Source organism: Mesorhizobium sp. M0968, from assembly GCF_040319065.1.
Classification (GTDB): Bacteria; Pseudomonadota; Alphaproteobacteria; order Rhizobiales; family Rhizobiaceae; genus Mesorhizobium.
In genome coordinates this window covers 519,322-532,163 of the sequence record NZ_JAMYNL010000001.1, presented here as the reverse complement: position 1 = coordinate 532,163, position 12,842 = coordinate 519,322, and the positions used below count along the sequence as shown (strand labels likewise).

Sequence of the window (12,842 nt, the reverse complement as noted above, 5' to 3'; positions counted from 1 at the left end):
GGCCAATGCAGACATCATCATGCCGGACGGCGCCGAAAAGCTTTTCGGCGCCGTCAGTTTGGACATCATAAGACTGGACGGAGCCGAAAAACATTTCGGCGCCGTCCGGGCGCTCGCCGGTGTCGATTTCAGCGTTCGTGCCGGAGAATGCGTCGGTCTCGTCGGCCATAACGGCGCCGGAAAATCGACGCTCATGCATATGGTGGCGGGCACGCTTGCCCCCGACAGCGGGCAGATCGCGGTCCGCGGCGGTGTCGAGGCAAGTTATTCGGTGCCGCGCGCGCAGCAGCTCGGCATACGCTGTGTGTTCCAGGAGCTGTCGCTCTGCCCGAACCTCAGCGTCGCCGAGAACACGCGGATCAACCACGCGTCGCTGCATGGCTTCGGCTGGCGGCGCAAGGCGGCCGATCTGATCGCTGCCAAGCTCGACGAGATCTTCCCAGGCCACAGCATCTCGGCATCCGACATCGTCGGTGATCTTTCCATCACCAGCCGGCAGATGGTGGAGGTGGCGCGCGCCTTCACGGTCACGCAGGAGCCGCTCGAGTTGGTTATCCTCGACGAGCCGACATCCTCGCTCGACGCGCATACCGCCGGCCAGCTGCTGGCGTTCGTGCGCCGCTTCATCGCCGCCGGCAAGAGCTGCATCCTGATCTCGCATGTGTTGGGCGAAGTGCTCGGAAATGCCGACCGGATCGTGGTGATGCGCGACGGCAAGGTGGTCGCCGCCGGGCAGGCCGACGCCTTCGACCGCGACAGGCTGGTGACGGCGATGGGCGGAGCGGAGGCGCGCGAGAAGACCGCCGCAGAGATTGCGAGCGGCAAGCCGGAGCCCGGCCCGCTGCGGGTCCGGGCGCGCCCGGCGCGACAGCAGGACGGCAACGAGCTCGTCGCCCGTGCCGGTGAGATCATCGGGCTTGCCGGGCTTGCCGGGCATGGGCAGACCGATCTTTTGCTGGCGATCTTTGCCGCGGCTTCCCGCGCCAAGACCGGCATCGAGGTTACCGCGCCGGTGGCGCTGGTTGCCGGCGACCGCCAGTCGGACGGGATTTTTCCGCAATGGTCGATCGCCGAGAACATCGGCATCCGTTCGCTGGCGCGATTGCGCAACGGCCTTTTGATCTCGCCGCAGCGTGAAGCCGAGCTCGCCGAGTTGTGGCAGCGGAAAATCGGCATCCGTACGCCCGACATGAACAACAACATCTTCTCGCTGTCCGGCGGCAACCAGCAGAAGGCGCTGTTCGCGCGGGCGCTCGGCTCCGACGCCAAGATCGTGCTGATGGACGATCCGATGCGCGGCGTCGACATCGGCACCAAGCTCGAAGTCTACGACCTGGTGCGCGAGGAGGCTCGCCATGGCCGCACTTTCCTCTGGTACACCACCGAAACCGAAGAGCTCGACAATTGCGACCACATCTATGTGTTCAAGAACGGCCGGATCGTCGCCAACCTTCGTCGCGACGAACTGACGGAGGAAAAGATCATCCAGTCGTCGTTCGGCGATGCGGCCTGAGATGACAGCGGTATCCGTCGAGAATGGGCTAAAATCTTCGGCTCGCGCCACCAGGCGGGCGCGCATGCTGCGCAGCCTGCTGCCGGCACTGTCGCTGGCGCTGGTGCTCATCGCCATCGCCTGGCTCAACCCGCGCGCCATCAGCTATTTCGGTTTCAGCCTGATGCTCAATCTGGCGATCCCGATCGCTCTGGCGACGATCGCGCAGATGTTCGTCATCGCCGGCAACGAGCTCGATCTGTCGATCGGCACCTTTGTCGGCTTCGTCGGCTGCGTGACGGCGACATGGCTGAAGGACGCGCCGCTGCTCGGCGTCGTGATCCTGCTCGGGTCGATCGGCGTCTACGCGCTGCTCGGCGCGCTGATCCATCTGCGCAACCTGCCCTCTATCGTGGTGACGCTCGGCATGAGTTTTGTCTGGCAGGGCATGGCCATCCTCATCCTGCCCAAGCCCGGCGGCAAGGCGCCGGACTGGCTGCTGGCGCTGATGGCCTTCAAGCCACCCTTCATTCCGTTCCCGATCATCGCGGCATTGCTGATCGCAGCCGTCGTCCACTTTGGCCTGATGCGTACCTCCTACGGCGTCATCCTGCGTGGATCGGGCGGCAATTCAGCCGCACTCAAGCGCGCCGGCTGGTCGCTGCTGCGCACCAAGATCGCGCTGTTTGCGCTGACCGGCCTGTTCGGCGTTTTGTCCGGCATGGCGCTGATCGGCATCACCACCTCGGCCGATGCCAATATCGGCAATGGCTACACGCTGCTTTCGATCGCCGGCGTCATCCTCGGCGGCGGCGAGTTCGTCGGCGGCCGGGTGTCGCCGATCGGCGCCGTCATCGGCGCGCTGACGCTGGCGCTGGCGGCATCGCCCCTCTTGACGTTCATGCACATTCCGCCCGACTGGCAGGTCGCCGCCAACGGCGCCATCCTGATCATCGTGCTGGCGGCGCGGGTGCTGATCAGCCGCAGGGAGAGGTGAGCATGGCATCGCTGCGGACACTGCTCACCAGACCTTGGATCTGGTCGTTCTTCGGGGCACTGCTGGTGTGGCTGGCGACCATCGCCTTCACCGGCGGCTATGGCGGCGGCGGCATGATCACGGCGGCGCTGTCGCTCGCCGTCTTCACGGTCATCGTCGGCGTCGGGCAGATGTTCGTCATCACGCTCGGGCCGGGCAATGTCGACCTGTCGCTGCCGGCCAATATCGGCCTTGCCAGCGCCGTCGCCATGAAGGTCATGGATGGCAATGATGCGATGATCGCGGTCGGCCTGCTGGCAGCGCTTGCCTGCGGCATGGCGATCGGCGCCGTCAACTATCTGCTGATCTGGGCGCTGCGCATTCCGCCGATCATCGCGACGCTGTCGGCCAGCTTCGTCATCCAGTCGGTCGATATCAGCTATGGGCGGGGCCTGCAGATCAAGCCGCCGCCGGGCTTTGCCGACTTCACCAACTGGCAGGTGTTCGGCATCCCGGTGCTGGCGATCCTCACCGTTCTGTTCACCATCGGCGCCGGCATCGTTTTGCAGCGCATGATCTACGGCCGCTCGGTGCTGGCGATCGGCCAGAACATCCGCGCTGCCTGGCTGGCCGGCGTCAATGTCGGCCGCACCCGTTTCCTCACCTACACGCTGTCGGGCGCGCTCGGCGGCCTCGACGGCGCACTGCTCGCCGGCTATTTCCGCGGCGCCAATGTCGATATCGGCAATGAGTATCTGCTGGCCTCGATCGCCGTCGTCGTCATCGGCGGCACGTCGGTGGCGGGCGGCAAGGCCAATGTGCCGGGGGTCTGGGGCGCGGCGCTGTTCCTGGTGCTGCTGTTGACCATGCTCAACACGTTCGGCGTCAGCGTCGGCGTCCGCCTGGTGCTGACAGGGCTGATCATCGTCGGCGTCATCACCGCCGCGGGCGGGCAGAAGGCGCTGCGCTAAAGCAAGGCCACCCGGCGGCGAAGGGATATCGATCCGGCCTGCAAAACACGTGGTTCCCATCCGCATGCCAGCGCTGTAAATCCCGTCGCGCTATTGGCCAACATCATTGCGTGAGGTTAGCGTGTCCGATTTCGTCAGCACTACAAGGCACGGCAACGTCGCGGTGGTGAGCATCGACAATCCGCCGGTCAACGCGCTGAGCTTCCATGTACGCGAGCCGCTGATGCAGGCGCTCGTTTCCCTGCGCGACGAGCCGTCGGTCGGAGCAATCGTGATAGCATGCGCCGGGCGGACCTTCGTCGCCGGCGCCGACATCACCGAATTCGGCAAGCCGGCGCGGCAACCGGACCTGGGCGCCCTAGTCGCCATGCTGGAAACCATCGCCAAGCCGACGGTCGCGGCCATTCACGGCACTGCGCTCGGCGGCGGCCTGGAACTGGCGCTCGGCTGCCATTTCCGTGTTGCCGACCGAACGGCAAGGCTCGGCCTGCCGGAAGTCAAGCTCGGCCTGCTGCCGGGCGGCGGCGGCACGGTTCGCCTGCCGCGCCTGGTTGGTCCGCTGAAGGCACTCAGCATGATCGTTTCGGGAACGCCGATCGGTGCGGCCGAGGCGCTCGCCGCCGGCCTGGTGGATGCCGTCTTCGATGGCGACCTGACCGCGCAAGCGGTGAGTTTCGCCAACGAAACGGCCGCGGAAGGCGGTCCGTTCACGCCGGTGCGCGACCGCAATGATCGCCTCGACCCGGCCGACTTGCCGGCGTTCGACAAGGAAGCGGCAGTGCTTGCCGGCAAAGCACGCGGCCTCGAGGCGCCGATCGCCTGTGCGCAGTCGGTCCGCAACGCGCTGACGCTGCCCTTCGATGAAGCGCTGGCGGCGGAGCGCGACCTGTTCGTCAAGCTTGTCGCCGGGGACCAATCACGCGCGCAGCGGCATCTGTTCTTCGCTGAACGTGAGGCGGCAAAGATTGCCGGCAAGGACGTCGCCAGGCGCAAGATCGCCCGGGTCGGCGTCATCGGCGCCGGCACGATGGGCGGCGGCATCGCCATGGCGTTCGCCAATGGCGGCGTCCCCGTGACCTTGCTGGAAGCGACACACGAGGCCTTGCAGCGCGGGCTGGCGACGATCAACAAGAATTATGCCGTTTCCGTCATCCGCGGCTCGCTGAGCGAAGACGCCAAGCGCCAACGGCTTGGGTTGTTCAAGGGTTCCACCGACTATGCCGATCTTGCCGATTGCGACCTGATCGTCGAGGCCGTGTTCGAGGAGATGGCGGTCAAGAAGGATGTTTTCGGCAGGCTCGATGCCGTGGCCAAGCCGGGCACGATCCTCGCCACCAACACCTCCTATCTCGACGTCAACGAAATCGCCGCGTCGACGTCGCGGCCGCAAGATCTCCTCGGCATGCATTTCTTTTCGCCGGCTAACGTCATGAAGCTTTTGGAAATCGTCCGCGCCGAAAAGACTTCGCCCGACGTGCTGGCGACCATCGTCGATCTGGCACGGCGGATCGGCAAGGTGCCGGTCGTCGTCGGCGTCTGCCACGGCTTCGTCGGCAACCGCATGCTGGCGGCGCGCGGTGCGGAACTGGAGACGCTTCTGCTGGAAGGCGCAATGCCGCGCCAGGTCGACCAGGTGTTCACCGATTTCGGCTGGCCGATGGGGCCGTTCGAGATGAGCGATCTCGCCGGCCTGGACATAGGCTGGCGCAACCGCAAGGCGCGTGGCCAGACGGCCGTGATCGCCGATGCGTTGTGCGAACAGGGACATTTCGGCCAGAAGACCGGCAGCGGCTTCTATCGCTATGAAGGCGGTTCGCGCACGCCGCTGCCCGATCCCGATGTCGAGGCGCTGATCCGCAACAAGGCTGCCGAGCGCGGTGTTGCACCGCGCGCGATCGGCGCCGAGGAGATCATCGAGCGGACGCTCTATCCGATGATCAACGAGGGCGCCAAAATCCTCAAGGAAAAGATTGCCGCCCGCGCCTCCGATATCGACGTCGTCTGGGTCAACGGCTACGGCTTCCCGGTCGGCAAGGGCGGGCCGATGTTCTGGGCGAGCCTCGAAGGCGTGGACAAGATCATCCGGCGGCTGGATCACTGGCACCAGCAGACCGGCAAGGATGTCTTTCGAGTGGCACCCCGGCTCAGGCAAATGGCCGAAACCGGTTCCTGGGACGGCGCTGCCGGCTGAACTTGGGACTACCGAATCCGTGCGTCCATGATCTCGACAAAACGCGCGAACAGACCCGCCTGCGACTTTATCTTGAGCTTGCGGTAAATGTTGCGGCGATGAACTTTTACGGTTCCCGGCACGATGCGCATCGCCCTGGCAATCGATTCCGTGGAATGGCCCTGAAGCACCAGATCGACGACATGCTGTTCGCGCGGCGTGAGCGAAAGGCTCTTCCAGATGTGAGCACGTTCGAACTCACTGACCGGAGTAATCGCCTCGTCTTGCTTCGTCCCAACCGGTCCGTCAGCCGGAAGGGTAGGCCAGCGTAGCCTGACGAGGCTGATCACCGCAGGCGCCATGTCGCGCAGCAACCTGGCATCGGCGGTTCCGAACGGCCCCGAAGCGCGCAATCGCATTAGCGAGACCACCAGCGCGTCCTTTCCCGGCAGCGGCACGAAAAAGCCGACCTCCTCCGCAAGCCTGGTCTGGCTGTAATAGGAGCGGTAATATTCGCTGGCATAGAAGCGATCCGGCGCCAATTCGCGCATGCGCCAAAAGCCTTCCTTGCGCTCGACTGCCGCATGGTGGAACGGATCGAGCAGATAAGGCCCTTCCTGATAGAGCGCAACGAAGACGTGGCTTTCGGCCGGCGAGAATGTCTCGAACAGCAGCGGCGGGCGTGAGGCGCCGCGATAGCCGAAGATCACGCAATGATCGAAGCTGACATGCTGGCGGAGCCAGGCGACCATCGCCTTGCCGAAAAGCTCGCCGCTCGTCTCCCGCGTCGCTGCGATGAGCGCAGCGAGCCGGCTGTATTCATCGCTGCGTGAAACGCCCAATTCATACCCCTCCATACGAGAAAATAGACGAAATATACCACCTGGGAGGTATATACTAGCCGCCATTGGCTCTGATAGCGTTTCGAGACCAACCAGCCGCTGGAGCCCGCAGCTTTGACCGCAGTGCCCGACATCGAGTTTCGCGGGGTCACCAAACGCTACGGCAGCGTGATCGCGGTCAGCGGCATCGATCTTGCCATCCCGCCGTCTGCCTTTGTCGCGTTGCTCGGGCCGTCCGGCTGCGGCAAGACAACCTGTTTGCGCATGATCGGCGGTTTCGAACAGCCAAGCGAAGGTGTGGTATTCATCCGTGGCCGCGACATGGCCGGCACGCCGCCCTATCGGCGGCCGGTCAACATGGTGTTCCAGCAATATGCGTTGTTTCCGCATCTGGATGTGGCGGACAACGTCGCCTATGGCCTGCGCCAGGCGCGGCCGCGCCTGTCGTCGCGGGAGATCAGCCTGAAGGCAGGCGAGGCGCTCGCCATGGTTAGGCTTGCCGGCTATGGACGCCGCAAGATCCATGAGCTTTCCGGCGGCCAGCAGCAGCGTGTCGCCCTGGCGCGGGCGCTAGTCAACAAGCCGGCGGTGCTGCTGCTCGACGAGCCCCTGGCGGCGCTCGACAAGAAGCTGCGCACCGACATGCAGATAGAGCTGCAGAACCTGCAGCGCGAGATCGGCATCACCTTCGTCCTGGTCACCCACGATCAGGAAGAGGCACTGTCGATGAGCGATTTCGTCTGCGTCATGAATGGCGGGCGCATCGTCCAGCTTGGGCAGCCGAGCGAAATCTACGACGAACCCGCCGACCTCTTCGTCGCCGATTTCGTCGGCAAGACCAATCTCTTGAGCGGCAAGGTCGTCGGGCTCTCGGGCAAGCTCGTCGAGGTAGCGCTTGCCGACGGCACCGTCATCGCCGCGCGCAAGCGCACTTCGCTAGCCCAGGGCGAAGCCGTCTCGGTCAGCCTGCGTCCTGAATCCTTAAGTCTCGGCGCGCCCGGAAGCGGCCGGCTGAACGGGCTTGTCCGCAACCGGATCTTTCTCGGTTCCACCGCGGAATATGCAATCGAGGTCCAAGGCATCGGGACGCTGCTCGCCAAGGCCGATCATCTGGTTGGCGGTGGAAATCTCTTCAAGCCGGGTGAACCCGTCGCCGTCGGCTTTACAGCCGGAACGCCGCTGGCGTTTCCGGAGAATAACGGGACCAACCAGAGGGAAAACAAAAATGTCGAAATCGTATCGTGACGGACTGCCGATAAGCCCTGAAAAATTCGTCGACCAGTTGATGCGCCTCAAGCGCGGTTCCATCGGCCGCCGCGAGTTCCTTGGCCTCACCGGCCTAGGCATCGCAACGGCAGTAATGGCCCGCGAACTCGGCATCATGCCGTCGCCAGCCTTCGCCCAGGAGGGGCTTGGCGACCGCATGTCGATTGCCACCTGGCCCAATTATCACGACCCGGCGACGTTCGAGAATTTCAAGGCCGAAACCGGCGTTGCCGTCGAGGTGAACGTGTTCGGGTCAAACGAGGAGATGCTGGCCAAGCTGCAGGCCGGCGCCTCGGGCTGGAGCCTTTTCGTTCCGACCAACTACACGATCTCGACTTACAAGAAGCTTGGCATCATCGAGGCGCTGGATATGGCCAAGCTTGCCAATTATGACGGCTCGCAAGAAGACCCGCGCTTCACTGGGGAAGGCACGATCGATGGCGTGACCTACGCGGTGCCGAAGAATTGGGGCACCACCGGCTTTGCCGTCAACACCAAGAAACTGACCAAGCCGATGACGAGCTGGAAGGAATTCTGGGACACGGCCATGGCGGAGGGCGACGGCCGGACCATGGTTCATGATTACCAGCTGACCACGATCGGCAACGCGCTGAAATATTTCGGCTTCTCGTTCAACTCGCTGAAGCCGGACGAACTCGCCAAGGCGGAGGAATTGCTGCTGAAGGTCAAGCCGCATCTGTTCGCGGTCTCCAGCGACTACCAGCCGTCGATGCGTGCCGGCGACGCCTGGATGACGATGTGCTGGACCAATGACGGGGCGCAGCTCCACCGCGACATCCCCGAAATCGCCTACGTGCTTGGCAAGGAAGGCGGCGAGATCTGGACCGACTTCTACGCAATACCCAAGGATGCGCCGAACAAGCCTGCCGGCTATGCCTTGCTCAACTATTTGATGAATCCGAAAGTCGCGGTCAAGGAGCACCTGGCCAACGGTGCGCCTTCCACCGATGCGCGGGTCAATGCGCTGCTGCCCAAGGAGGTGCTGGACAATCCGATCCTCTATCCGGCGGCGGATCTGCTGAAGCCGCTCGAATTCGGTGCGGCTGCAACGCTAACCGATCCGGGCCGGGCCGAATTGATGGCACGCTTCAAGTCGGCTTGAACCTGGCAGGCTACAGGCTCGATGCAGGCAACTCCCCGGCGGACAGATGTCCGCCGGCACCGGGGCGGTTTTTTCAATGCGCAGCAATGTCCTTCGTCACAATCTCCTGACCGCCCTGCTGCTCGGTCCAGCAACTGCGTGGCTGGTGGTGTTTTTAGTTTTGCCGTTCGTGGCGATTGCCGTTTTCAGCGTCGGCGAGCGGGCGCCGGAAGGCGGCTATCAGGCCGCTTTCACCTTGGCGCAGTTTGCCAATCTTCCGGCGCGGGCGACCGCCTTGTGGAACACCATGGTGCTGGCGCCGGCGGGCGCACTGGCCTGTCTTCTCGTTGCCTATCCGGTCGCCTATTACCTCGCTTTGCGCGCGCCGGAACGGTGGCGGCTGATCCTGCTGGCGCTTGTCGTCATCCCGTTCTGGACCAGCCTGCTGATGCGAACCTATGCCTGGATGTATGTGCTTGGCGGGCGCGGCATCCCAGCTCTCCTGGCCTATGTCGGGATGGAGGACGTGCGGCTGATCAACACGCCGGGAGCGGTTCTGCTCGGCATCGTCTATGGTTATCTGCCGCTGATGATCCTGCCGATCTATGTCAGCCTCGAGCGGCTCGACCACCGGCTGCTGGAGGCCTCCGCCGATCTCGGCGCGACGCCGATCTCGACATTCCTCGGCGTGACGCTGCGGCTGTCGCTGCCAGGTGTGATGACCGGCTTCTCGCTGGTCATGATCCTGCTGCTCGGCGAATATCTGATCCCGACGCTACTCGGCGGCGGCAAGGTCTTCTTCATCGGCAACGCGCTGGTCGATCTGTTCCTGCAATCGCGCAATTGGCCATTCGGATCGGCAATCGCCATCACACTTGTGGCGGTTTCAGTGGTCGTGCTGCTTGCCGCGAACCGCATTTCGACCCGGCTTTCGGGTGCCCGCCGGGTGGACCTGATCTGATGCGTGCCTTCGTCGTTGCGGTCTTTGCCTTTCTCTACCTGCCGATCGCGCTGGTGGTGCTGTTTTCGTTCAACGCCGGCCACCACGCCAGCGAGTTCACTGGCTTCTCGGTGCAATGGTACGGCAAGGCACTGGCAAACCCGTTCCTGGTCGAAGCGCTGAAGAACAGCCTGTTCATCGCCACGACCAGCGCCTTGCTGGCGGCGCTGTGCGGCACGGCCGCCGCGCTTGGCCTAGCGCGTGTCGGCGCGCGGACGCGAGCCGTGTTCGATGCGCTTTTGGGTGCTGCGATCGTCGTTCCTGGTGTCGTCATCGGCATCTCGACGCTGGTCGCGCTGGTCCAGCTATTCGGGGTGGTCAACCCGTTTGTCGCTTCGCTGTGGCCGAACGACCAGCCGCCGCGCCTGGCGCTCGGCTATGGCTCGATCATCGCCGCGCACGGGCTGTTTTCGATGGCGCTGGTGGCGATGATTGTCAGCACGCGCCTCGGCAGCCTCGACCGCAATCTGGTCGAGGCCTCGAGCGATCTTTACGCTACCCCGCTGACGACGTTCCGCAGCATCGTGTTGCCGCAGATCATGCCGGCGGTGATCGCCGGCTTCCTGCTCGCCTTCACATTCTCCTTCGACGATTTCATCGTCGCGTTCTTCGTCGCCGGCGCACAGACGACGTTGCCGATCTATGTCTTCGCCTCGATCCGGCGCGGGGTCACGCCGGAGATCAATGCCATCGCGACGATCGTGCTCGTCGCCTCCGTTCTGCTCGTGGTGCTTGCCCAATGGCAACTGCGGCAACGAAAACCATCACACTGAAAGATAAAAAACATGATTCTGAGAGATCGCATCGCAGTGGTGACGGGTGCCGGGTCGGGGATCGGGCGTGCCGGCGCCATGATGATGGCCAGGGAAGGTGCGCTCGTGGTGATCGCCGACAGGGACCAGGCGGCGGGGGAAGCAACCGCTTCCGACATTCGTGCGGCCGGTGGTCGGGCCGAGGCCGTCGCCACCGACGTCGGCGAGGATGCGGCGGTCGAGCGGCTCATCGCGAGAACGCTGGGCCGGCATCGGCGGATCGACATCCTGCACAATCATGCCGGGATCCAGGTCGGCGGCACGCTGACCGAAGTCGGCGCCGACGGCATGGATGCCTCCTGGCGGATCAATGTGCGGGCGCAGTTCCTGGCGGCCAGGCTGGTCATGCCGTCGATGATCGCGCAAGGCGGCGGGGTGATCCTGAATACCGCCTCGAATTCGGGTGTGTTCTACGACCGCGAAATGATCGCCTACGCAACGTCAAAACATGCAGTGGTGGCGATGACCCAGCAGATGTCGCTCGACTATGCCAAACACAATGTCCGCATCAACGCGCTGTGCCCCGGCTGGGTCGATACGCCCTTCAACGAGCCGTTCATCGCGCAGATGGGCGGGCGGGCAGCGATCGAGAACTATGTCCGCACCAAAATTCCCATGCAGCGCTGGGCCAGCGCGGAGGAAATCGCCGAAGCGATCCTGTTCCTCGTCTCCGACCGCTCGTCCTTCATGACCGGCCAGGCGCTGGTGATCGACGGTGGAGAAAGCATCGGCTGATCCGCCGCTCCCGGCGGGCGGCAGCTGAAATTCCCTTTGGCCTAACGGCCGGCAGCGAGATGTGCTTTCGTCTCAAGGAGAATGCGGCCAAGATGGCGGGCCGGGAGCAGAAATCGTCAGTGCAAGAGAGAGGCGGCATAATGGCCGAGGCGTATATCTGCGACTACATCCGCACGCCGATCGGGCGCTTCGGCGGTTCGTTGTCGGCGGTCCGTGCCGACGATCTCGGCGCTATCCCTCTGAGGGCGCTGGTCGAGCGTAATTCGGGCATCGACTGGGCCGCCATCGACGATGTCGTCTATGGCTGCGCCAACCAGGCCGGCGAGGACAACCGCAATGTGGCGCGCATGGCGCTGCTGCTGGCCGGCCTGCCCAAGGAGGTTTCGGGCTCGACCGTCAACCGTCTCTGCGGTTCGGGCATGGATGCGGTGATAATTGCTGCCCGCGCCATCAAGGCCGGCGAGGCGGAGCTGATGATATCAGGCGGCGTCGAATCGATGAGCCGCGCTCCGTTCGTGCTGCCGAAGGCAGAGACCGCCTTTTCGCGCAATGCCGAGATTTACGACACCACGATCGGCTGGCGCTTCATCAATCCGCTGATGAAGAAGCAATACGGCGTCGATTCGATGCCGGAGACCGGCGAGAACGTGGCGGAAGAGTTCGCTGTCTCCCGCGCCGACCAGGACGCATTTGCCGTGCGCAGCCAGGACAAGGCTGTAGCCGCACAAGCCAATGGCCGGCTGGCAAAGGAAATCACGCCGGTGACGATCGCGCAGCGCAAGGGCGATCCGGTCGTTGTCGACAAAGATGAGCATCCCCGCGGGGGCACGTCGATCGACGCGTTGGCCAAGTTGCCGACGCCGTTCCGGCAAGGCGGCACGGTTACGGCCGGCAATGCCTCGGGCGTCAATGACGGCGCGGCGGCGCTGATCGTCGCCTCGGAAGCAGCCGCGAAAAGATATGGGCTGACGCCGATCGCCCGTATCCTCGGCGGTGCCACCGCCGGCGTCGCTCCGCGCATCATGGGCATCGGTCCGGTGCCGGCCACGCAGAAGCTGTGTGCCCGGCTCGGCCTGAAGCCACAACAGTTCGATGTCGTCGAGCTCAACGAGGCCTTCGCCTCGCAAGGCATCGCCGTGCTGCGCCAGCTCGGCATTGCCGAGGATGCGGAGCACGTCAACCCGAATGGCGGTGCCATCGCGCTCGGCCATCCGCTCGGCATGTCCGGCGCGCGCATATCAGGCACGGCGGCGCTGGAGCTGCGCGAACGTAGCGCCCGCTATGCACTTGCCACCATGTGCATCGGGGTCGGCCAGGGGATCGCGGTGGCGCTGGAGAGATTGTGAGCAAGCGTCGATTTGCCGGACCATTTAATGGCGCGTTCCGCCCACTCAAATTTGACCATGTGGACAAAAGCCGGGCACCGTTCCATAGTTCCTTCGCTGATATTCCAGAGAAGAGAGCCGGCTCGACACG

The 12,842-nt window shown here is 64.2% G+C and carries 11 protein-coding genes; 10 read left to right on the top strand and 1 reads right to left on the bottom strand.

The features are described 5' to 3' along the window. The first annotated feature begins 19 nt into the window (after window positions 1–19). The 4 genes from NKH67_RS02725 to NKH67_RS02710 all read left to right on the top strand — a co-directional run bounded on the left by NKH67_RS02725 (window position 20) and on the right by NKH67_RS02710 (window position 5,630). Window positions 20–1,513, top strand: coding sequence for a sugar ABC transporter ATP-binding protein (locus NKH67_RS02725; RefSeq protein WP_352470908.1), 1,494 nt, complete (start codon window positions 20–22; stop codon window positions 1,511–1,513). 1 nt (window position 1,514) lies between these two features. Further along, window positions 1,515–2,489, top strand: a complete 975-nt coding sequence (locus tag NKH67_RS02720) for an ABC transporter permease (protein ID WP_023678190.1) — start codon at window positions 1,515–1,517, stop codon at window positions 2,487–2,489. Window positions 2,490–2,491: 2 nt separating this feature from the next. Beyond that, window positions 2,492–3,439: an ABC transporter permease gene (locus tag NKH67_RS02715; RefSeq protein ID WP_352500807.1), complete on the top strand. Its 948-nt coding sequence runs from the start codon at window positions 2,492–2,494 to the stop codon at window positions 3,437–3,439. A 121-nt stretch (window positions 3,440–3,560) separates the two neighbouring features. Next, complete coding sequence (locus NKH67_RS02710; protein ID WP_352470753.1) at window positions 3,561–5,630, top strand: 3-hydroxyacyl-CoA dehydrogenase NAD-binding domain-containing protein; 2,070 nt, start codon at window positions 3,561–3,563, stop codon at window positions 5,628–5,630. 8 nt (window positions 5,631–5,638) lie between these two features. Here the strand turns inward: NKH67_RS02710 and NKH67_RS02705 are convergent, their stop codons facing one another. Beyond that, on the bottom strand, window positions 5,639–6,451 hold the full coding sequence (locus tag NKH67_RS02705; RefSeq protein ID WP_352470752.1) for a response regulator transcription factor: 813 nt from the start codon (window positions 6,449–6,451) through the stop codon (window positions 5,639–5,641). 114 nt (window positions 6,452–6,565) lie between these two features. Here NKH67_RS02705 and NKH67_RS02700 point away from each other — a divergent pair, with 114 nt between their 5' ends. The 6 genes from NKH67_RS02700 to pcaF all read left to right on the top strand — a co-directional run bounded on the left by NKH67_RS02700 (window position 6,566) and on the right by pcaF (window position 12,712). Then, window positions 6,566–7,696 (top strand): ABC transporter ATP-binding protein, encoded by a 1,131-nt coding sequence (locus tag NKH67_RS02700; protein WP_023678187.1) that lies wholly within the window; start codon window positions 6,566–6,568, stop codon window positions 7,694–7,696. Next, window positions 7,677–8,840, top strand: a complete 1,164-nt coding sequence (locus tag NKH67_RS02695) for an ABC transporter substrate-binding protein (RefSeq protein ID WP_352470751.1) — start codon at window positions 7,677–7,679, stop codon at window positions 8,838–8,840. The genes NKH67_RS02700 and NKH67_RS02695 overlap by 20 nt, the downstream gene beginning before the upstream one ends. Before the next feature lie 76 nt (window positions 8,841–8,916). Further along, window positions 8,917–9,780 (top strand): ABC transporter permease, encoded by an 864-nt coding sequence (locus tag NKH67_RS02690; protein ID WP_352470750.1) that lies wholly within the window; start codon window positions 8,917–8,919, stop codon window positions 9,778–9,780. Beyond that, window positions 9,780–10,592 (top strand): ABC transporter permease, encoded by an 813-nt coding sequence (locus tag NKH67_RS02685; protein ID WP_352470749.1) that lies wholly within the window; start codon window positions 9,780–9,782, stop codon window positions 10,590–10,592. The genes NKH67_RS02690 and NKH67_RS02685 overlap by 1 nt, the downstream gene beginning before the upstream one ends. A 12-nt stretch (window positions 10,593–10,604) precedes the next feature. Continuing rightward, window positions 10,605–11,366: an SDR family NAD(P)-dependent oxidoreductase gene (locus NKH67_RS02680; RefSeq protein ID WP_352470748.1), complete on the top strand. Its 762-nt coding sequence runs from the start codon at window positions 10,605–10,607 to the stop codon at window positions 11,364–11,366. A 140-nt stretch (window positions 11,367–11,506) separates the two neighbouring features. Continuing rightward, the gene (gene pcaF / locus NKH67_RS02675; protein WP_352500806.1) at window positions 11,507–12,712 is read left to right on the top strand and encodes a 3-oxoadipyl-CoA thiolase; all 1,206 of its coding nucleotides are present in this window, start codon (window positions 11,507–11,509) and stop codon (window positions 12,710–12,712) included. Window positions 12,713–12,842 lie beyond the last annotated feature (130 nt).